19 protein-coding genes are annotated in these 18,863 nt (G+C 72.6%); 2 read left to right on the top strand and 17 right to left on the bottom strand.

Going from position 1 to position 18,863, the window contains the following annotated elements; genetic code table 11:
• Positions 1-13: 13 nt before the first annotated feature.
• The 8 genes from ACIBKY_RS41220 to ACIBKY_RS41185 are packed head-to-tail and all read right to left on the bottom strand — an operon-like array spanning position 14 to position 8,895.
• Positions 14-1,120 carry a glycosyltransferase gene (locus ACIBKY_RS41220; RefSeq protein ID WP_397105757.1) on the bottom strand — a complete coding sequence of 369 codons (1,107 nt, stop codon included), beginning with the start codon at positions 1,118-1,120 and terminating at the stop codon, positions 14-16.
• Positions 1,117-2,220: a GNAT family N-acetyltransferase gene (locus ACIBKY_RS41215; protein WP_397105755.1), complete on the bottom strand. Its 1,104-nt coding sequence runs from the start codon at positions 2,218-2,220 to the stop codon at positions 1,117-1,119. The genes ACIBKY_RS41220 and ACIBKY_RS41215 overlap by 4 nt, the downstream gene beginning before the upstream one ends.
• Positions 2,217-2,861, bottom strand: a complete 645-nt coding sequence (locus tag ACIBKY_RS41210; RefSeq protein WP_397105753.1) for a hypothetical protein — start codon at positions 2,859-2,861, stop codon at positions 2,217-2,219. Before ACIBKY_RS41210 ends, ACIBKY_RS41215 begins: the two co-directional genes overlap by 4 nt.
• Positions 2,858-3,988: a glycosyltransferase gene (locus ACIBKY_RS41205; protein ID WP_397105751.1), complete on the bottom strand. Its 1,131-nt coding sequence runs from the start codon at positions 3,986-3,988 to the stop codon at positions 2,858-2,860. The genes ACIBKY_RS41210 and ACIBKY_RS41205 overlap by 4 nt, the downstream gene beginning before the upstream one ends.
• Positions 3,985-4,689 (bottom strand): polysaccharide deacetylase family protein, encoded by a 705-nt coding sequence (locus ACIBKY_RS41200; RefSeq protein WP_397105749.1) that lies wholly within the window; start codon positions 4,687-4,689, stop codon positions 3,985-3,987. The genes ACIBKY_RS41205 and ACIBKY_RS41200 overlap by 4 nt, the downstream gene beginning before the upstream one ends.
• Positions 4,686-6,215: a murein biosynthesis integral membrane protein MurJ gene (gene murJ, locus ACIBKY_RS41195; RefSeq protein WP_397105747.1), complete on the bottom strand. Its 1,530-nt coding sequence runs from the start codon at positions 6,213-6,215 to the stop codon at positions 4,686-4,688. Before murJ ends, ACIBKY_RS41200 begins: the two co-directional genes overlap by 4 nt.
• The gene (locus ACIBKY_RS41190; RefSeq protein WP_397105745.1) at positions 6,212-7,507 is read right to left on the bottom strand and encodes an O-antigen ligase family protein; all 1,296 of its coding nucleotides are present in this window, start codon (positions 7,505-7,507) and stop codon (positions 6,212-6,214) included. The genes murJ and ACIBKY_RS41190 overlap by 4 nt, the downstream gene beginning before the upstream one ends.
• The gene (locus ACIBKY_RS41185) at positions 7,507-8,895 is read right to left on the bottom strand and encodes an exopolysaccharide biosynthesis polyprenyl glycosylphosphotransferase (RefSeq protein ID WP_397105743.1); all 1,389 of its coding nucleotides are present in this window, start codon (positions 8,893-8,895) and stop codon (positions 7,507-7,509) included. Before ACIBKY_RS41185 ends, ACIBKY_RS41190 begins: the two co-directional genes overlap by 1 nt.
• 658 nt (positions 8,896-9,553) lie before the next feature.
• Here ACIBKY_RS41185 and ACIBKY_RS41180 point away from each other — a divergent pair.
• Positions 9,554-10,429, top strand: coding sequence for a hypothetical protein (locus ACIBKY_RS41180; protein WP_397105741.1), 876 nt, complete (start codon positions 9,554-9,556; stop codon positions 10,427-10,429).
• A 128-nt stretch (positions 10,430-10,557) separates the two neighbouring features.
• On the opposite strand, the gene ACIBKY_RS41175 is transcribed toward ACIBKY_RS41180, so the two are convergent.
• Positions 10,558-10,728: a hypothetical protein gene (locus tag ACIBKY_RS41175; protein WP_397105739.1), complete on the bottom strand. Its 171-nt coding sequence runs from the start codon at positions 10,726-10,728 to the stop codon at positions 10,558-10,560.
• Positions 10,729-11,002: 274 nt separating this feature from the next.
• Between ACIBKY_RS41175 and ACIBKY_RS41170 the strand changes: the two genes are divergently transcribed.
• A complete protein-coding gene (locus tag ACIBKY_RS41170) occupies positions 11,003-11,998 on the top strand; it encodes a hypothetical protein (protein ID WP_397105737.1) in 996 nt (331 codons plus the stop codon).
• 216 nt (positions 11,999-12,214) lie between these two features.
• On the opposite strand, the gene ACIBKY_RS41165 is transcribed toward ACIBKY_RS41170, so the two are convergent.
• From ACIBKY_RS41165 to ACIBKY_RS41130, 8 genes are read right to left on the bottom strand one after another with little or no spacing between them, the layout of a single operon-like run.
• On the bottom strand, positions 12,215-13,819 hold the full coding sequence (locus tag ACIBKY_RS41165) for a putative PEP-binding protein (RefSeq protein ID WP_397105735.1): 1,605 nt from the start codon (positions 13,817-13,819) through the stop codon (positions 12,215-12,217).
• The gene (locus ACIBKY_RS41160; protein WP_379614219.1) at positions 13,812-14,090 is read right to left on the bottom strand and encodes an HPr family phosphocarrier protein; all 279 of its coding nucleotides are present in this window, start codon (positions 14,088-14,090) and stop codon (positions 13,812-13,814) included. Before ACIBKY_RS41160 ends, ACIBKY_RS41165 begins: the two co-directional genes overlap by 8 nt.
• A 12-nt stretch (positions 14,091-14,102) precedes the next feature.
• Positions 14,103-15,098 carry a zinc-dependent dehydrogenase gene (locus ACIBKY_RS41155; RefSeq protein WP_397105733.1) on the bottom strand — a complete coding sequence of 332 codons (996 nt, stop codon included), beginning with the start codon at positions 15,096-15,098 and terminating at the stop codon, positions 14,103-14,105.
• Positions 15,095-15,511 (bottom strand): PTS sugar transporter subunit IIA, encoded by a 417-nt coding sequence (locus tag ACIBKY_RS41150; RefSeq protein WP_397105731.1) that lies wholly within the window; start codon positions 15,509-15,511, stop codon positions 15,095-15,097. The genes ACIBKY_RS41155 and ACIBKY_RS41150 overlap by 4 nt, the downstream gene beginning before the upstream one ends.
• Complete coding sequence (locus ACIBKY_RS41145; protein WP_397105729.1) at positions 15,504-15,812, bottom strand: PTS lactose transporter subunit IIB; 309 nt, start codon at positions 15,810-15,812, stop codon at positions 15,504-15,506. Before ACIBKY_RS41145 ends, ACIBKY_RS41150 begins: the two co-directional genes overlap by 8 nt.
• Entirely contained in the window at positions 15,809-16,897 is a 1,089-nt protein-coding gene (mtlA, locus tag ACIBKY_RS41140; protein WP_397105727.1) for a mannitol-specific PTS transporter subunit IIC, read from the bottom strand. Before mtlA ends, ACIBKY_RS41145 begins: the two co-directional genes overlap by 4 nt.
• A gap of 2 nt (positions 16,898-16,899) precedes the next feature.
• Positions 16,900-18,033: a 1-phosphofructokinase family hexose kinase gene (locus ACIBKY_RS41135; protein WP_397105725.1), complete on the bottom strand. Its 1,134-nt coding sequence runs from the start codon at positions 18,031-18,033 to the stop codon at positions 16,900-16,902.
• Positions 18,030-18,791 (bottom strand): DeoR/GlpR family DNA-binding transcription regulator, encoded by a 762-nt coding sequence (locus ACIBKY_RS41130; RefSeq protein ID WP_397105723.1) that lies wholly within the window; start codon positions 18,789-18,791, stop codon positions 18,030-18,032. The genes ACIBKY_RS41135 and ACIBKY_RS41130 overlap by 4 nt, the downstream gene beginning before the upstream one ends.
• Positions 18,792-18,863 lie beyond the last annotated feature (72 nt).

Below are 18,863 nucleotides of genomic sequence, written 5' to 3'. Positions count from 1 at the left end.
CGCTCGGGCGGGGTCAGCCTCGCCCGAGCACCCCGGCGGTCACCCCGGCCAGCACCTCCATGGTCACCCGGGCGTCGAACTCCTTGCTGAGCAGCGCGGCGACCTGGCCCTCGCGCCACGCCGTACCGTCGTGGGAGGACAGGCGGGAGGACAGCGCGTAGGCCAGCCCCCTGAGGTCGCCCGCGCTCACCAGCGCGCCGGTCTCCTCGCCGATCACCTCGCGCAGGCCGGGGATGTCGAAGCCGACGACGGGACGCGCGCTGGCCATCGCCTCCAGCGCGGTCAGCGGCAGCCCCTCCCAGCGGGACGGCATCACGACCAGGTCGCAGGCCGCGTACCAGGGCCGCACGTCGGCGCTGGGGCCGGCGAAGCGGACGCCGGGCGGTGCGCCGGCCTCCAGTTCGGCCTTGAGCTCGCCGTCGCCGACGAGCGCCAGTTGCGCGTCGGGGCACGAGCGCAGCACCCGGGGCCAGGCGCGCAGCAGCAGGTCCTGGCCCTTCTGGCGGGTGAGCCTGCCGACGCACACGGCCAGCCGGGCGTGCTCGGGGACGCCGAGTTCGGCGCGGGCCCGTAGTTGCGCCTCGATGCCGGCGGGGGTGAAGTGGTCGAGGTCGACGCCGTTGCGCACGACGACGATCCGGGCCGCCACCCCCCTCGCCGCCCCGGCCTCGGCCTCGCCCTCGCCGACGCACACGATCGCGGCCGCCCAGCGCGCGGCGGTGCGCTCCCACGCGATCGCGGTCCTGGCCGTCGCGCCCCGGCAGGCCAGCCACGACCAGCCGTGCGGCTGGAAGAGCGTGGGCCGCCTGCCCCGTACGGCCAGGCGACCCACCAGGCCCGCCTTGGCCGAGTGCAGGTGGATGATGTCGGGTTCCAGCTCGTCGACGATCCGGCGCAGCGCGACGGTCTCGTCCTTGCACGAGCGCACGGGGGAGCGGGCCGACTCCCAGGCCACGTGCGGGATCTTCTGTTCGGCGAGCCGGTCGGGGAGCGTGCCACGGGACGGCGCCGCCACCGTGACCCGCCAGCCGCGCCGGGCCTGGTCGGCCGCGGCGGCGCTGACGTAGGCGGCCACGCCCGCCTCGACGGGCTGGCTGACGTGCAGGATGGAGATGGTCATGAGACGGCCTTCGCTGAGAGGCGTTCCTTGAGCGTGCGGGCCGCGCGGATCCGGGCGCGCACCAGCGCCGCGTAGAGGCCGGCCCGGTGGGTCCTGCCGAAGATCATGCGGCGGTTGCCGATGGCCTTCGCGCCCCACTTGGCCTTGTGCGGCTCGGCGCCGCGCAGCAGGCTCAGCTTCTCCAGCCTGCGCGCGTGCGCCTGGCGCAGCCCGTGCCGCAGGACCATGGCGAAGGTGTCGACGCGGGTACGCAGCCAGGGGTCGGCTCCGTACAGGTAGCCACCGGCGAAGTCGGCGCCGATGAGGCAGAAGTCGGCGGCCACGAGGCGCTCACCGACCCGGAACTCCGTCAGCGCGGCCCGCCCGGTGGCGATGAGCTCGGTGGCGGACCTGGTGAGGTGGGCCTGGAAGCGGGAGCTGAGGTGTTCCTTGTTGATCGGCCGGCCCGCCCATTGCAGGGCGTGCAGGCGCAGGAGGTCCTCCATGGCCGCCGGCACCTGTTCGGGGGTCACCGCGTGCACCTGGAGGTCCAGCTTGTCGATCTTGTAGAGGCCGCGGCGCAGTTTGCCCGCCGTACGCGTGCCGAGCGCGGCCAACTGGTCCTCCAGAGGAAGGGCGGGCATGTACAGGCAGGAGGAGCCCTCCATGAGCCAGCGGCTGCCGGGCCAGCACGCGTGCAGCGTCTCCAGGGCGGCGCCCGGCTGGGCCTCGGGGAAGTCCATGACGTCCCAGCCGGGCAGGCCGAGCAGCGCCTCGCTCGCGGTCCTGGCGAGACCGTCGCGATGCGCCTCGTCGAGGAGTACGTCGGTGTAGTCGGACAGGCCGACGCCCAGCGGGCTCAGCACCCGGCAGCCCCAGCGCCGCGTGCGCATCAGCGGCAGCGCCGCCACCAGCCGGTCCTCGTGGCGCAGCAGGAGGACGTGCAGGCGGGACCGCCCGCCGTACCACTGCCACCAGGAGGTGAGCCAGGCGTGCGACTGGAAGGGGGTGGACGTGGCGCAGCGCTCGTACAGGGCGTCCCATTCCGGCTTCATGGCCGCGAAGGCGCTCGGGTCGGTCACGACGCTGCTCTGGCCGCCGACCAGGAGGCCGGGCGTCATGCGCCGACCGGCCGCTTGCGTGAGCGCTCGCGGGCGCGGGCGGCGGGCTCGTCGCGGGCGGCGCCCTTGTCGCGGCCCTGTCTGGCGGGCGGGGTGACGAGGTAGAACAAGCCGCCGAGCAGGAGTCCCGCGGCGCCGCCCACGCTGAGGTTGATGAGCGGGTCGGGGCCTGACGGCTCTTCCGGCGCCACGGCCTGGGACAGGTTGGCGATGCGCACGCCGGTGTCGGTGGCGCGGGCTCCGGCGTAGGTGATGAGTGCTTGGGCCAGCGCGTTGGCCTGGCTCGCCGCCTGCGCCGCGTCGGGCGCGGAGGCGGCCAGGCTGATCATCGGGGCGTCGGGGGAGGCGGAGACGCGTACCGTGCGCTGCAGCTCGCCGACCGTGCGGGCGGCGAGGCCGGGACGCAGCGCGGCGCCGACGACGGCGGGCTGCGTGGCGATCTTGGTGAAGGCCTGGGCGAACTTCGTCGTCTGCTCGATGCTCGACGGGGCGTCGGCCACCACGACGACGTACGCCTGGGCGGTGTACACGCGGTCGGTCAGCGCGGTGTACAGGAGTCCCGCGCACAGGCCCAGGACGACGGCGCAGCCTTGCGGCCACCACCGCCGGGCAGCGGCGGATACACGGCGGGTCACGCTCATGGTTGCTCTCCCCAGGCTGGCGCGATGGTCTTCGATCGGGATCTTTGCTCGTGCACGCGCAGGTACAGCGCTTCGATGCGGTTGACGTGATGGCCGATGCCGTAGTGGTCCACGGCCTGCGGGGGAAGCTGCCGCGGCGCGCCGGACGCGATGAGCTCCTCCACGGCCTGCCGGAACGGCTCCGCCGCCGAGGGCAGCCGCCGCGCGTTCGGCGAGGCGCTCGCGGGCAGCTCGTCCAGCGCCGGGCACGCGCTGTAGAGCACGGGCAGCCCGCACGCCAGCGCCTCGACGATGGCCAGGCCGAACGTCTCCTCCTGCGACGGCGCCGCGAAGACGTCCATGGCCGACAGCAGCGCCGGAACCTGGCTGGACTGCCCGGCCAGCACCATCCGGTGCGCGATCCCCAGCCTGCGCGCGTGCGCGACGAGGTTCGCCCGCTCGGGCCCGTCCCCCACCAGCAGCAGTACGGTGTCCGGCAACCCGGCCACGGCCTCGATCAGCACGTCGAACCGCTTGCCGGGCTCCAGCCTGCCCACCCCGCCCACGACCGTGATGTGCGGCGGGATCGTCAGCCGGCTGCGGGTCGTCTCCCGCACGGCCGGGTCGAAGCGGAACGCCCGCGGGTCGATGCCGTTGGCGATCACCTCGATCCGCTGCTCGGGCACCCCCCACCGGACCAGCCGCTGGGCCGCCGCCGACGACACCGCGACCGTCACGTGCCCCAGCCGCTCACCGGCGCGGGCCAGCACGCGCACCGGCGCGGTGATGGGCCGCCCCTCCAGGTGCCGCTCGCCGATGGAGTGCTCGCTGGCCACGATCGCGGCCACACCGGCCAGCCGGGCGACGAGGCGGCCGTACAACCCGGCGCGGAACAGGTGCGTGTGCACCACGTCGTAGCCGCCGCGCTGGACCAGCCGCCACAGCGGGCCCAGTACGCGCAGGTCCCGGTTGCCGGTCATGCCGAGATGGTGGACGGTCACCCCTTCTGCCTGGATGGCCTGGCTGATCAGGCCCGGCTTCGTGAGCGCGGCGACCTCGGCGCTGACGTGATGGTTGGCCACCAGGTCGCGCAGCTGCCGCTCGGCCCCGCCCGCCTCCAGCCCGGTGATGACGTGCAGCACCTTCATCGCCGGCCCCACTTCCAGTAGTGCAGGGCCCGCTTGACGGTCAGCCGGAGCCGCCGGTCGTCGTCGCTCACGTGGGTTCTGGGCAGGCAGAGCTGGTCCGCCTCGCCGGGCTTGATGCCGCAGGCGTAGGCATAGCCGGCGGCGCGTACCGCCTCGACGGCCTCGCGGTCGGCGTGGCCGTACGGGTAGGCCAGGCCGAGGACCTCGTGGCCGAGGATCGCCTCCAGGTCCGTGCGGCTGGTCTTGACCTCGTGGTAGAGGTCCCCGGTCGGGGCGCCGGCCAGCGACAGGTGCGTCTGGGTGTGGGAGGCGACCTCCATGCCCTCGCCGGCGACGTGCCTGAGCTGTTCCGCGGTCATGAGCGGTTTGCGCGGGCCGAGGGGGTCCCAGGCGTTGTCGCCGCCCAGGCGGCCGGTGACGGCGAAGACCGTGGCGGTGAAGCCGTGGCGCAGGAGCACCGGCAGGGCGTGGGTGGCGAAGTCGGCGTACCCGTCGTCGAAGGTGAGGCCGACGAGGCGCCGGGCCGTACCCTCGCGCTGGGCGCGCAGGAGCTCGCGCATGGACACCCCGCGCAGCCCCCGCCCGCGCAGCCACGCCATCTGCGCGGCGAAGCGGGCGGGTCTGACCGTGATGAGGTACGGATCCTCGTCGAAGTCGTCGACCGAGTGGTACATCAGGACCTGCTGCCTGGTTGGGCTCACAATCGCACTCCCCCTTCGCGGGGCCTCAGCGCGTCGCCGAGGTCCCGCCTGGAACCGGTGAGTAGTGCCGCGGTGACGAAGACCGCCATGGTGACGGCGGCCTGGCACGGCACGGCGACGATCAACGAGAGGTCCGCGGTGACGGGGCGGACCAGGAAGGAGACGCCCGCCGCGACGGCGGCCGCCGCGGTAAGGCGGCCGACGGACACGAGCAGCGCGCGCTTGGGCAGCACCAGGAGCGGCGCGCCGAGGCCGCTCAGCAGGAGCGCGGCCGTCAGGCTGATGCCCGCGGCGTTGGCCAGCGCGACCCCGCCCACGCCGAGCGGGCCGGCCAGGAACGGCGCGGCGACCGCGGTGAGCGCCAGCCCCGCGGCCATGGCCGCGGCCGGGTACCAGGAGGGCCGGGAGGCGCAGAAGTAGACCCGGCACAGCACGCCGACCACGGCCTGGCCCAGGAGCCCCAGGCAGTACAGGCGCATGCTCCACGCCGTCGCGGCGGTGTCGTCCGGGGTGAAGGCGCCGTGCTCCAGCAGCAGGCCCACCACGCCGGGCGCGTGCGCGACCAGGAACGCCGTGGCGGGCAGCACGATCGCGGCGGCCACCCACGTGTCCGCCAGCACCCGCCGGCCGGCGCCCGCGCCGTCGCCGGCGGCGACGGCACGGGCCAGGACCGGGAAGGAGACCGTGGCGAGGATGAGCGAGGCCACCATGGGCACCTGGGCGATCTTCTGCGCGTAGTTCAGGTAGGAGATCGAGCCGGGCGGCAGCGAGGAGGCGACGAACCGCTCGACGAACACCTGCGCCTGGCGCAGCAGGGTGAAGGCGGCGATGGGCGCGAAGACCGTCCAGGAGATCGACGTCGCGACGCCGGCCCTGACCGGGGTTCCGATGTACCGGATGAAGGACGGGGCCTGGATGAGCGCCATGAGCAGGCCGCCGGCCGCCACGCCGCACGCCACCGCGGTGATCCCCCAGCCGTCGTGGCCGATGGCGATGGCGCCGACGATGGCGGCGTTGTAGGCCAGGTAGATGGCGGCGGGCGGGCCGAAGATCCGCCGGGTACGCAGCGCGGCGCTGCAGAACCCGGCCAGCCCGAAGCCCAGCACGGTCAGCGAGGTGATCTGCGTGCACCGGGTGGCCAGGTCGTGCTCCTGGATGCCGGGCGCCAGGCCGCGCGCGATGAGCGGCGCGGCGGCGGCCGTGGCGGCGCTCAGCAGCACGAACGCGAGGACGGCCTTGGGCAGCGCGGCCCAGACGACCTCGCGCAGCGCCCGGCCCTCCTCGACCGACCGGCTGAAGTAGGGGATGAGCAGGAACGACAGCGCGCCTTCTATGAGCAGGGGCGCGGCCGTCTCGGGGATGGTCCAGGCGACCATGAAGGCGTCGGTGCCCGCGCTGGCGCCGAAGACGCCGGCCACCAGGAGGTCGCGGGCGAACCCGGACGCCGAGCCGGCGATGACCAGGAGCATGGTGACCGTGGTGGCCCTGGCCAGCGGGCCGCGGGTCTCCTCGGTGGTGGCGCTCATGGCGTGTCCGCCGCGACCACCCAGGACAACAGCAGGCCGATCATGATCGACATGACGACGGTGGGGGATCCGCCCACGTCGGCGTAGACGAAGTCGACGAGCTGCCAGGTCAGGAAGCCCGCCGCGCACAGCCCCGCGGCCCGCTGGGCGGGGGTGCCGCCGCGCCGCACCCGCTTGGCCGTCAGCGCGGCCAGCCCGGCCCACAGCAGCGTGAAGGCGGTGAGCCCGACAAGACCCTGCTCGCTCAGCACCAGCAGGTACATGTTGTGCGGGGAGCGCAGCTCCTGCCGCTGGAATCCGTTCACGGGGTCCGCGGTGTCGCTGCCGGCCGAGACGTGCAGGGGCGCGTAGTTGTCGCGCCACGCCACGAAGCCGCGCGGGCCCACGCCCAGGAGCGGATGGTCGTGCCACATGCCCGCGGCGGTCTCCCACAGGCCGTATCTGTCGTTGACCGACTGGTCCGGCTGGGAGGCGACGGAGGTCATGGAGGCCAGCCGCTGGGTGACGGTCCCGGACCCCCAGCCGCCGAGTACCACGAGGCCCAGCACGAGGGCCCCGGCGAGGGCGCCGCCGACGGCCCTCCTGCTGCCCGACAGCAGGATCATGACGACGCCGGCCATCAGCCACGCCAGCCACGCCCCCCGGCTCAGTGACAGGACCAGCGCCGCCAGCAGGACGAGCAGGACCAGCGCCGCGGCGACCCGTGGCCGTCCGCGCGTGGTCAGCGCCACAGCCAGCGCCACGATCGCGCCGTAGCAGACGATGGTGGCCATGCCCATGACGTCGACGGCGCCGAACGTGCCGATCGCCCTGATGCTCTGCCCGCCGTAGGAGGCGCCGCTGCCCGAGTACGCCTGCCAGCACCCGAGCAGCGCCTGTACCAGGGCCGCGCCGAGCACCGCCGCGGCCACCAGCCGCCGGTCCACCTCGTCACGGACGACGATCGCCATGGCCAGCGGCACGATCACGAAGATCTCGAGGTAGCGCACGAACCCCGGCAGCGCCGCGACCACGTCCACGCCGGCGAGCGTCGCCGCCGTCACCGCGACGGCGGGCGGAGCCAGCAGGTACGCCCGCCTGGGCAGCCGGAGCCGCCCCCTGAGCGCGCGGACGAGCGCGGCCACCACCAGGCAGCCGGCCGCCACGTCGGCGGCGGTCACGTTGAAGGACGAGTCGAGCTGGGTCCGTTGCTGCGGCACGCACACCAGCGCCACCGCCAGCACCGCGAGGACGCTGGGCCGCCGCCAGTTCGGCGCGTGCGGGGAGGAACGCGGCCGCAGGGCGAGCGCCACTACGCGCCGCCCAGGCGCAGCACGCAGCCGATCGTCTTGAGCGCGATCTTCACATCCAGGCCGAACGACCAGGTGTCGATGTAGTGGTTGTCCAGGCGCGCGCGCTCCTCGATGGAGGTGTCGCCGCGCAGGCCGTGCACCTGGGCCCAGCCGGTGATCCCGACGGGGACCCGGTGGCGGCGGTCGTAGCGCTCGACCGTCTTCGAGAACTGCTGCACGAAGTACGGCCGCTCCGGCCGCGGTCCCACGATGCTCATGTCCCCGGTGACCACGTTCCACAGCTGCGGCAGCTCATCCAGCGACGTCTTGCGCAGGAAGCCGCCGAACGGGCCGCTGAGGCGGCTCTGGCTCACGGTCCACTGGGTGGCCGAGTCCCGCGCGCTGGCCGGCTTGAGCGTACGGATCTTCAGCATGTCGAAGCAGCGCCCGCCCATGCCGACCCGCCGCTGGCGGAACAGCACGCCCGGCCCGCCTTCCAGCCGGACGCCCAGCAGGCACAGCCCCAGCACGGGCGCGAGCACGAGCAGCGCCAGCAGTGACAGCGTGACGTCACAGACGCGCTTGGCGATCCAGTACGGCCGGTGCTGCGCGGGCGGTCGCATGTCCACCAGCGGGAAGCTCTGAAGCTGCCGGCCCGGCGCCACGAAGTCCTGGACGAGGTCGTCCGGTCCCGGGGCGAGCATGATCCGACACCCGGTGGCCCTGATCTCCTGCAGCACGGCCCGCGAGATCGGCGGCTGCCCGGCCAGGATGACGACGCTGACGGCCGAGCGCCGCAGCATCTGGGCGCAGGTGGAGTAGGTGGCCAGGACCGGCAGGTCGTCGGCGGGGCCGTGGGCCGACGCGCTGGCGCCGACCAGGCCGATGGGCTCGATGCCGTGCTCGGGGTGCTGCAGGAGTGTCCTGGCCAGCCGTACGCCGTGCTCGCCGGTGGAAAGGATCACGGCCTTGCGGGGCACGCGGCGCCGGGCCGCGACGTGCCGCCAGGCGCGTCCGGCCCCGTGGGCCGAGGTCATGAGCGTGGCGTGGCAGAGGCCCGCCAGCAGCCAGGCCGCGGACGGCGGCGCGGGGGCGGGCGAGCACAGCCACGCCTCAAGGCTCAGCGTGCACAGAGCGGCCACCGTCCAGCCAGTGAACCGGGCTTTGGGCAGCAGGACGTGCAGGACGACCGCGATCGCGACCGCCGCCGCCACGTTGGTCAGCCGCCAGCCGGTGACGCTCGTCGCGGCCAGCAGGCAGGCGGTCAGCAGGCCGAGGTGGGCGGCTCGCCGGGTGAGGTCGCGCAGGGGGATGTCAGGTCGAGGTGAGGCGGGCGCCTCGGGTGCCATCGCGGGCCCGGAATCCAGGAAGTCCTCAGTCGGTTCGCTGGTGCCAACAGCTACGGTCATCTGTTGCCTCCAAGGTCGCGGTCACACGCCAGTGCTGCGGGACGAGGGGTAGTGGCAGGGGCTGGCAGTCGTGGCTGTTTCTCTGCAGGCGCTTGTGCGAGGACACAAGAATGGCGTTCATTCGCGCCCCAAGATCGTTGAGATGGTATCGGCGCGAGCGTTGGAACTGGCCGATGGAAGGCTCGCGCGGGGTTCATGGGTGGGCAAATATTTCGCCACCGGCGGTCGCGCTGGAATTGTGGCGTACGGCTGCGCGAGTTATTCAATGCCCGCGCGGAGCAAACGGACAACTTCTTTGTTCTCGGCAATACGGCCAGAGCAGGTCTTGTCCTGTGAAGCCGGACATGCCGTCAGCTGCGGCGCTGGTCGAAGAAGAAGTCGCCGGCGAATTAACTGTGGTAATCGGCGGCTGATTAAGGCAAAGCCTGTGCCCACATAGTTCAACGTCGTCGGATGGGGCCGAGATGCGGTGATAGAACTTTCCCGGTAGCTCGGTCGCGATAGCGCTTTGTGCGGTGTCCACAGAGCGCACGTCGCGGCATTCGGAGTAATCGGTTCGTAGGTCATGCGTAATCGCGAACACGTCCGATCACAGCCCGGAAAGGCAATCATGAATCGCATAGTCAAAAGCACGGCCATAGCTGTGGCCTGCCTGGGAATGGCAGCGGCGCTGGCCGGACCCGCCATGGCCGCGGCCAGGAGCGGCGGGGACCCGCTCGGCGGCCTGCTCGGCGGAGGCGGCGGCAGCAGCCTGCTCGGCGGGAAGGGGCAGAACCCGCTGATGTCCCTCGCGAGCCCGCTCGCGGGGCTCACGCAGAGCCAGAACCCGGTGGACGGGCTCACCCGTTCCGCTGACGGCACGGCCCGTTCCGTGGAGGGCGCGGCGCGTCTTCTCCCGCAGGGGACCTTCCGTAACGGCCTGCCGCTGAACGAGGCCTCCAACGCCGCCGGTGTGGAGCACCGCGACCCGCTGGCGCCGGCCCTCACCGGCGCGGAGAGCTCGCCGCTGGACTTCGCGCTGCTGGACGGGCGTGAGGTCGTCGGCCTTGAGCACCAGGACGAGCCGGTGCCGGGTGTCGTCAGCTCCCTGACCGGGCGCGCCGACGAGATCCTGCACGCCCCCGCGCTCGAGCCCGCCGCCGAGGCGGCGATGCCGCAGGTCACCGAGCGCCTGGCCGGTCACACCGACCACGCCGCGTTCATGGCGAAGACCGCCGCCCGCCAGGTCGGCTACATCTCCGCGCACGATCTGCTCAGCGGCCCGAACATGGCGGTCAAGTCCGCGATGCCCGCGGCGGTGTCCACCGAGCTGGCGCCCATCATGGGCAGCCCCGAGGTCAGGCAGCCGATGGCGCAGCGCGCCGCCGGCCCGCGGACCGACGTCCCGCTCGACGAGATCGCCCCGCTCGTCGAAGGCCCGCTCGCCGCGTCGCCGCTGGCGCAGTCGAAGGGCGCTCCTGAGGCTGTGGGAGACGCGCTGGGCGCCTCGGTCCCGACGACCGGCGCCGTCGGCGACATGGCAGCGGCTCACTAGAGTCACTCCCTCGTGCGCTGAAGGAACCACAGGCCCTTCGCCGCACAGAGCAAGCAGCCCCCCATCCGTCTTCCGCACCCGTCCGGCGTCATGGTGCCTTTCGCCGGGCGTGAACAGATCGGCTGCGGTCACGACCTGCCCGCGTCGCTGTACGCGGTGGGCTCTGACCTGGTGACGTCGATGCCCTCGCTGTTGGAGGGGAACGGGAACATCGGCGCCACGAACTGCTGTGTGGCGTGACTGCTGCGTTCCTGACAGCGCAGCCCGCCGGGCGAGGTGATAGTGCCCGCTTCACCCAAGCCCGGTGGTATGGCTCACGTGGACAACCGCCGACGGCCGTGCCCGAGCACGGCCGTCGGCCGTCGCGTTTTCCAGGGAAAATTAGCAGAATGCCCGATATAGCTTCTTTCTCCCGCGCAAATCCTCTTTCATGACAGCGTCCATACCGTGCTTTTCCCATGGCGCCATTGCCCGAGGGTATGACCCGTCGGGGCGCCAGAGACGGAGATGTCGGACTAAGTCAATAAGCGCCCCGAAGATGCATCGCGTACGGCAAGCGAGGAGCGGGCGGGAATGCGGAAAGTGCTCAGCAGGATCGGTAAAACCGTGGCGGCAGCGGGAATCGCCGCCTTTTGGCTCCTACCACCCGGCGTGGCCACGGCCAGCCAGAGTTTCGCCGTCGACCTCACCACGGACGGCGTGAGCCAGTTCAACGTCGCCCACACCGCACGCGGCCTTCGGCTCGGCCCCCAGCTCGCTGCCACGGCCACCGAGGGCGAAGAGCGCCAGGGCTTCTACGTCACCACCGCGATCGGCACACGTTCCCTGGCCAATCGCATCCGGCCCATCATGATGGCCGAGACGCCGCCGGGCGCGGACATCCTGCTGGAACTGCGCGGCCAGACCCGCTCCGCCCGCTGGACGGAGTGGCGGGAGGCCAGGCAGGGCTCCGACGAGGTCGTCCTGCCCGCCTCGTCCACCCAGCTCCAGGCCAGGATCACGCTGACCCAGCGTGGCGCCGGCCAGGGCCCGGAGGTGTACGGCCTGCGCCTGCTGGTCGTCGACCCCGCCCGCGGCCAGCCCCAGGCCGGGGCCGAGCCCGCCCCCAAACCGCTGACCAGCCGCGTCTTCGCCACCCGGATCGGCCAGATCGGCGACAAGACCGCCAACGGCCACACGATCGCAACCACGGACCGCTTCGTCGCCCTGCCCTCAAGGCGGGCACTGAACGCCAACACCACGGAACGCGCCTACGAGGTCAAGATCTGTTACGCCACGCGCTGCGTCGTCGCGCCGATCTGGGACGTTGGCCCGTGGAATATCCGCGACGATTATTGGAACGCCGCCGCCACCCGCGATATGTGGGCGGATCTGCCGCAGGGAAAACCCCAGGCGCAGGCGGCATATCTCGACGGATACAACGCGGGCCGCGACGACAGGTCGAGAAAGGTGCGCAATCCGGCGGGCATAGACCTGGCGGACGAGCTTTTCTGGCAGGACCTCGGCATGACCACGAATGACTGGGTCAACGTCACATATCTGTGGACGGACGTGGAAGCGCTGCTGTGAAACAGGGAGCCCGGCACGACGCCGGGCTCCCCAATTTTCTTTCTGCGGACGGGGGAACCATCCAGAGTGGCGGTGGGGGCCACGCGGAAAACGGTAGAGCACGGCGGATCCCGCACCGGTCCGCTTTGCGATCACTTGAGCCCTCGTATCCGTGGTGTTGACCCGCACCGGCCGGGACATGGATCCCGCGTGCGGCGGGGCGCTGATCGCCTCCGATCACACGACGCCGTCGGTGTGATCGCGCTGGAGCGCGGCTTGGGCGCCGGCCCGGCACTCCTCCAGCGTGTGCCCGGCCAGCGCCTCGCGTACGGCGGGGACGCAGACGGCGGACATGGACAGGCTCGTCACGCCCAGCCCGACCAGGACCGGCGCCAGGCGCGGGTCACCGGCGGCCTCGCCGCATACCCCGACCGGCTTGCCCGCGCCCCGGCCGGCCGCCGCGCACATCTCCACCAGCCTGAGCAACGCGGGCTGCCAGGGGTCGAGCAGGTCGGCCAGGGCGGGATGCTGCCGGTCGGCGGCGAAGGCGTACTGGCCCAGGTCGTTGGTGCCGATGCTGAGGAAGTCGACCTCGGCCAGGATCGCCTCGGCCAGGAGCGCGGCGGCGGGCACCTCGATCATCACGCCCACGCGGCGCACCCCGGCCGCGCGCGCCCGACCGGCGAAGCGCGCGGCCTCCCGCGGGGTGCTGACCATGGGCGCCATCACCGCGGGTTCGGCGCCGGTGGCGCGGGCCGCCTCGGTGATGGCGGCGAGCTGGGTGTCCAGGACGTCCGGCCGCAGCCGGTCAACGCGCAGGCCGCGGATGCCGAGCCCCGGGTTCGGCTCGGCGGGAAGTTCCAGGAACGGCAGCGGCTTGTCGGTCCCCGCGTCCAGTGTCCTGACGATCGCGTCGGGGACGGCCTTGAACACCGCCGCGTACGCGGCCACCTGCTCCTCGAAGCCCGGAGCGGACCTGCGGTCCAGGAACAGCAGCTCGGTACGGAACAACCCCACCCCCTCCGCCTCCGGCGCCAGGTCCCCGGCCGAGCCGATGTTGAGCAGCAGCTTGACCGGATGCCCGTCGGCGGTCCGGCCGGGTCCGCGGCTGTGCGCGAGCTCGGCGCGCTCGGCCTCCGCCCGGCGTCTGATCTGCTCGGCGGCCGGCCCGTCGAGGCCGGCGCGGATCTCGCCGGTGGCGCCGTCGACGCTCACCAGCGTGCCCTCCTCCAGCGTGAGGGCGCCCGCGCAGGCGACGACGGCGGGCAGTCCCCTGCCGCGGGCCAGGATCGCGGTGTGGCTGGTCGGCCCGCCCTTCTCGGTGACCAGTGCCAGCACGTCGTCGCTCAGCCCCGCGGTGTCGGCGGGGGAGAGGTCCCCGGCCACCAGGACGAACGGGTGGCCGGGGTCGGGCACGCCGGGCATCGGCAGGCCCAGCACCGCGGCCACGGCCCGGTTGCGCAGGTCGTCGAGGTCGGCGGCGCGCTCGGCGAAGTACCCGCCCGCGGCGATCAGGGCCGCGCGATGGCCGGTGAACGCCGCGTCGAGGGCGTGGGCGGCGTCCATGCCGCCGATGACGTGCTCCTCGGCCGCCTGCAGCAGCGTGGGGTCCGCGGCCATCATGGCCTGCGACTCCAGGATGTCGCGGGCCTCGCCACCGGCCCGTCCCGCCCGCCGGTCGAGCTCGGCCGCGACGGCGGACAGGGCGGCCGCCACGGCGGCGGTCCCGGCCTCGGTGGACAGGGGCGGGCCCGGGGGCGGGAGCGTGGGCGCGGCGGCCATGAGGAGGACGGGGCCGGCCGTACGCCCCGGGCTGACGCCGAGTCCCCGCAGGTCAGGCATCTGCGGCGTCCAGGTCGCGAGCCAGCATGGCGGCCAGCGCGTCCAGGGCGGACTCGCCCTCGGGGCCGTCGGCGGCCGACAGCGTCACCTCGGTGCCCTGGACCGCGCCCAGCGACAGCACGCCCAGCATGCTGTTGGCCGGGACCTCCTTGCCGGACCCGACACGGATCTTGACGGGCACGCCCAGCTTCATCGCCGCCTGGACGAACAGCTTGGCCGGTCGCGCGTGCAGGCCCGCCCGCGCGGCCACGGCCACCGTACGCTCTGCCATCTCACTGCTCCTTCACGGCTCGATCGTGACCTTGATCGCCTCGCCCCTGCTGACCAGGGCGATCGCCTCCAGCACGTCATCCAGGCCCAGCCTGTGGGTGATGAGGTCGGCGACCGGAACCTGTCCTGAGGCGATCAGGTCCAGCGCGCGGGCGTTGTGGGCGGGACTCGACCCGTTCGCCCCGACGATGGTCAGCTCCCGGTAGTGCACGAGGTTGGAGTCGCACCGGATGATCGGGTCGTCCTTGGGCAGGCCGCCGAAGAAGCTGATCCGGCCCTGCCGGGCCGCCATCGTCAGCGCCTGCTCCTGGGCGGCCCCCGAGGCGGCCGCGGTGATCACCACGTCGGCGCCGCGCCCGCCGGTCAGCTTGAGCACCTGGGCGACGGCGTCGTCGTCGATCACCGCGTCGGGCTCGACCAGGGCCGCGGCCTTGGCCAGGCGGTCGGCGTTCACGTCGGCCAGGAAGACCCGGGCCGCGCCGCGGGCGCGCGCCAGCCGTACGTGGAGGCAGCCGATCGGACCCGCGCCCATCACCACGACGTCGTCCCCGTCGGACACCCGCGCCAGTTCCTGGCCGTTGAGCACGCAGGCGAGCGGCTCGGCCACCGAGGCCTCGGCGAAGGACACCCCGCCGGGGATCGGGTTGACGCCGCCGACGGCGACGACCTTGTCGGGAATCGCCATGTACTCGGCGAAACCGCCGTCGTAGTGGTAGCCCATCGATTCCTGGTCCGGGCAGACCGTCATCCGGCCGCGCCGGCACTCCGCGCACGTGCCGCAGGGGATGGCCGCGATCACCTGCACGCGTTCGCCCGTGCCCACGACCTCCCCGGCGATCTCGTGGCCCATCACCCTCGGCGGCGCGAGGTGGTGGTGGCCGTGTTTGTAGATCTTCGCGTCGGTGCCGCAGGTCGAGCAGTTGCGCACGCGGATCACCAGGCCGCCCTCGGGGCGTGGGGCTTCTTCGATCCTGATGTCGCCAGGGGCGTGGAAACGGGCGACCTTCACGTGAGCTCCTTCATGACGGTCTCGACGTCGGGGGCCTCGCGCAGCGTGCGGGCCCGGCCGGGATCGAGCAGAATCTCGGCGAGTTCGGCCAGCAGCGCCACGTGGCCGTCGCCCTTGGCGGCGATGCCGACGCAGAGCGTGACCCGCTCGCCGTCCCAGTCGATCCCGGCGGGGAAGCGGAGCACGCAGATCGCGTCACGCAGCACGTGCTCCTTGGACATGCCGTGCGGGATCGCCACGCCCTCGCCGACGTAGGTGGAGATGGAGCGCTCGCGCTCCAGCATGGCCTCCACGTACGGCCGCGCCACCGCGCCGGTCTCGACCAGCACCTCACCGCACCGGGCGACGGCCTCCTCGCGGGTCGCCGCCTTCTCGTGCAGGTGTACGGCTCGCGCCTCCAGCACCTCACGCACCGACGGTCCCGCCCTTCTTGATGGTCTCGACGAGCCGGGTGACGGCCGGATCGCCGAGGAAGATCTGGAAGGGGATGATGACCTTCCCCGGCGCCCCGGCCTGGGCACGGGCGGCGAGCCCCGCGTGGGTGAGCACCACGTCGGCGTCGTCGGGGATGGAGTTGACCGGAGTGTGCTCCACCAGGACGCCGGTGCCCTTGAGCTGCTTGCGCACGGTGGTGGCGAGCATTACGCTGCTGCCCATGCCGGCGTCGCAGGCGATCACGATCTTGCGGATGTCCTTGCTCTCGATGCTGCTCATGCCGTCGCGACCTCTTCCGTCTCTTCTTCTTCTTTCTTCTCGCCCCGGCCGAAGCCCAGCAGGAGGGCGGCGATGACGAAGCTGGCCGCGGTCGACAGCAGGATGCCGGCCCCCACCCCGAGCCAGCCGCCCCTGGGCGTCACCGTGAGGTAGGCGAAGATGCTGCCCGGCGAGGGCGGCGCCACCAGGCCGGAGCCCGTGATCATGAAGGTGAAGATGCCGACCGCGCCGCCGGCGATGACCGCGAGGATCAGGCGGGGCTTCATCAGCACGTACGGGAAGTAGATCTCGTGGATCCCGCCGAAGAAGTGGATGATGATCGCCGCCGGGGTGGTGGGCCGCATGGCCCTGGGGCCGAAGAACATGAAGGCCAGCAGCAGTCCGAGCCCCGGGCCCGGGTTCGACTCCAGCATGAACAGGATGGACTGCCCGGTTCTGGCCGCCTCGGCGACGCCGAGCGGGCCGAGCACGCCATGGTTGATCGCGTTGTTGAGGAACAGCACCTTGGCCGGCTCGATGAGCAGCGAGGCGGCGGGCAGGAGGTTGGCGCTGATCAGCCACCCCACCGCATTTCCGGCGGCGTCGGTGACGACCTTGACGATCGGGCCGATGCCCCAGGCGCCGAGCAGCGCCATCGCGCCGCCCACGATGCCGGCGGTGAAGTTGTCGACCAGCATCTCGAAGCCGGCCTTGGTGCGGTCCTCGGTGAATCCGTCTACCAGCTTGAGCACGTACGCGGCCAGCGGGCCGATGATCATCGCGCCGAGGAACATGGGGATGGTCGCGCCGACGATCAGCCCGACGGTCGCGACCGCGCCGACCACCGCGCCCCGCTGGCCGTGGACCATCCGGCCGCCGGTGTAGCCGATGAGGATCGGAAGCAGGGTGCTGATGATCGGGGTGACGAGCTTGGCGAAGTCCTCGTTCGGCAGCCAGCCGGTCGGGATGAACAGGGCCGTGATGAGGCCGAAGGCGATGAACGCGCCGATGTTCGGCATGATCATGCCTGCTAAGTAGCCTCCGATGCGCTGGATGGTGGCCTTGACGCCGGTCCCGGTGACCGGAGGGGTGTAGGTGTCGGCCATGGTTACTCTCCCAGGGGGGTGGACGGATCTGCGGGAAGCAGCCGGACACGGTCGCGGCGGATGTCGGAGGGGTGGGGCATGCGGCTCCCGGGCAGCTCGACGGCGGCGGCGGCCCAGGCCAGCGCCTCGCGTAACGCGCGTTCGCAGGCGAGCGGATCGGCCAGGAGCACGTCCCCCGGTGAGCCGTCCCGCCAGGCGGGGCCGTCCGGTCGGGCTGAGCCGCCCCTGAAGGCTGAGCCGCCCCTGAAGGCTGAGCCGTCCCGGCGGGGTTGGTCGTCCCTTAAGGCTGGGCTGTCCGGGCGGGCTGGGCTGTCCGGGCGGGAGGAGTGGGACGGGTCGGCTGAGCGGGAGAGGTGGGCCAGGAAGCCGGCCAGCATGGCGTCGCCGGCGCCCACCGTGCTGCGCGGTTCTTCGACGCGGCAGTCGCCGTACCAGACACCGTGCTCCGCGACCAGGACGGCGCCGGCCGCGCCGAGGCTGGCCAGCACCGAGCGCGCGCCCGCGGCGCGCAGCTTCTCCGCGGCCTCCACGGCGTCGCCCAGGCGGGTGATCGGGCGGCCGGTCACGTCGGCGAGTTCGTCGCGGTTGGGCTTGACCAGCGCGGGACCGGCGGCGACCGCGGCCATGAGGGCGGGGCCGCTCGTGTCGACGGCCACGTGGATGCCCGCGCCGGTGAAGCGGCGGCAGAGCACCGCGTAGACGTCCTGGGGGACCGACGGCGGCAGGCTGCCGGAGGCGACCACCCAGTCGGCCGAGTGCGCGGCGGACAGGACGGCCTCGGCGACGGTGTCGAGCTCGTCGGCCGACAGCGCGGTGCCCGGTTCATTGATCTTGGTGACGGTGCCGTCGGGCTCGGCCAGGGCCACGTTCGAGCGGGTGGCGCCCCTGACCGGGACCATCACCATCTCCAGGCCCTCGTCGGCCAGGAGATGGACCAGCCGCCTGCCCTCGTCGCCGCCGAACGGCACCACCGCGCACGAGACGACGCCGTTGGCGAGGAGGGCGCGGGAGACGTTCACGCCCTTGCCGCCGGGGTCGAGCCTGGCCGCTCCCGCCCTGATCACCGCGCCGCGGGACAGTTCGCCGACCTCGATGGTGCGGTCGAGGCTCGGGTTGAGCGTCAGGGTGAGGATCATGCGCGGACCACCTCCAGCCCCGCCTCCGCCAGATCCGCGGCGGTGGCCGGGTCGAGGCCGGTGTCGGTGATCACCACGTCGATCTCGTCCAGTGCGGCGAAGCGGGAGAAGTAGGTGTTGGTGAACTTGGTGTGGTCGGCGAGCAGCACGCTCCGCTCGGCGGCCGCGATCATCGCCCGCTTGATCGCGGCCTCGGCCGGGTCGGGCGTGGTGAGGCCCTTGGCGACCGAGCAGCCGTTGGTGGCCATGAACGCCACGTCCACGTGCAGGTCGGCCAGCGGACGCAGTGCCCAGTCGTCGACCGTGGCCAGCGTACGCCCGCGGACCCGGCCGCCCAGCATGATCACGGTCAGGTTGGCCCGGGTGGCCAGGACCGTGGCCAGCGGCGGGGAATTCACGACCACGGTCAGCTCCCGATCGGCGGGCAGCACCTGGGCCAGGCGGCCGGTCGTGGTGCCCGCGTCGATGATCACGGAGCCGTCGTCGGGCAGTTCGGCGAGGGCGGCCTTGGCGATGCGTTCCTTTTCGGCGGTCATCACCTCGTCGCGGGCGGCCAGCGCGGGCTCGAAGCCGAGCCGCTCGACCGGGATCGCCCCGCCGTGCACGCGGCGCAGCACGCCGGCCCGCTCCAGCACGGTGAGGTCGCGGCGGACGGTCTCCGTCGTGACGTCGAAGCTCTCTGCCAGTGCCACTACGTCCACCCGACCGGCCTCGCGCGCCCTGCGCAGGATCTCCTGCTGGCGCTCCTCGGCGTACATGCTGTTGTTTCACCGCCGTTTCAGTGTGGTTTCACTTTGTTTTAGACCCGTGGATGTTGTTCGTCAAGGTCT

Source organism: Nonomuraea sp. NPDC050394, from assembly GCF_044459065.1.
GTDB lineage: Bacteria > Actinomycetota > Actinomycetes > Streptosporangiales > Streptosporangiaceae > Nonomuraea.
The sequence above is the reverse complement of the archived record's forward strand: the minus strand, read 5'-3'. Positions and strand labels throughout refer to the sequence as shown.

What these genes read in the sequence shown, in the direction of transcription:
- ACIBKY_RS41220 (WP_397105757.1), bottom strand. Translation starts at nt 1,120, where the DNA reads ATGACCATCTCCATCCTGCACGTCAGCCAGCCCGTCGAGGCGGGCGTG.
- ACIBKY_RS41215 (WP_397105755.1), bottom strand. Translation starts at nt 2,220, where the DNA reads ATGACGCCCGGCCTCCTGGTCGGCGGCCAGAGCAGCGTCGTGACCGAC.
- ACIBKY_RS41210 (WP_397105753.1), bottom strand. Translation starts at nt 2,861, where the DNA reads ATGAGCGTGACCCGCCGTGTATCCGCCGCTGCCCGGCGGTGGTGGCCG.
- ACIBKY_RS41205 (WP_397105751.1), bottom strand. Translation starts at nt 3,988, where the DNA reads ATGAAGGTGCTGCACGTCATCACCGGGCTGGAGGCGGGCGGGGCCGAG.
- murJ (WP_397105747.1), bottom strand. Translation starts at nt 6,215, where the DNA reads ATGAGCGCCACCACCGAGGAGACCCGCGGCCCGCTGGCCAGGGCCACC.
- ACIBKY_RS41185 (WP_397105743.1), bottom strand. Translation starts at nt 8,895, where the DNA reads ATGACCGTAGCTGTTGGCACCAGCGAACCGACTGAGGACTTCCTGGAT.
- ACIBKY_RS41180 (WP_397105741.1), top strand. Translation starts at nt 9,554, where the DNA reads ATGGCAGCGGCGCTGGCCGGACCCGCCATGGCCGCGGCCAGGAGCGGC.
- ACIBKY_RS41170 (WP_397105737.1), top strand. Translation starts at nt 11,003, where the DNA reads ATGCGGAAAGTGCTCAGCAGGATCGGTAAAACCGTGGCGGCAGCGGGA.
- ACIBKY_RS41165 (WP_397105735.1), bottom strand. Translation starts at nt 13,819, where the DNA reads ATGCCTGACCTGCGGGGACTCGGCGTCAGCCCGGGGCGTACGGCCGGC.
- ACIBKY_RS41160 (WP_379614219.1), bottom strand. Translation starts at nt 14,090, where the DNA reads ATGGCAGAGCGTACGGTGGCCGTGGCCGCGCGGGCGGGCCTGCACGCG.
- ACIBKY_RS41145 (WP_397105729.1), bottom strand. Translation starts at nt 15,812, where the DNA reads ATGAGCAGCATCGAGAGCAAGGACATCCGCAAGATCGTGATCGCCTGC.
- mtlA (WP_397105727.1), bottom strand. Translation starts at nt 16,897, where the DNA reads ATGGCCGACACCTACACCCCTCCGGTCACCGGGACCGGCGTCAAGGCC.
- ACIBKY_RS41135 (WP_397105725.1), bottom strand. Translation starts at nt 18,033, where the DNA reads ATGATCCTCACCCTGACGCTCAACCCGAGCCTCGACCGCACCATCGAG.
- ACIBKY_RS41130 (WP_397105723.1), bottom strand. Translation starts at nt 18,791, where the DNA reads ATGTACGCCGAGGAGCGCCAGCAGGAGATCCTGCGCAGGGCGCGCGAG.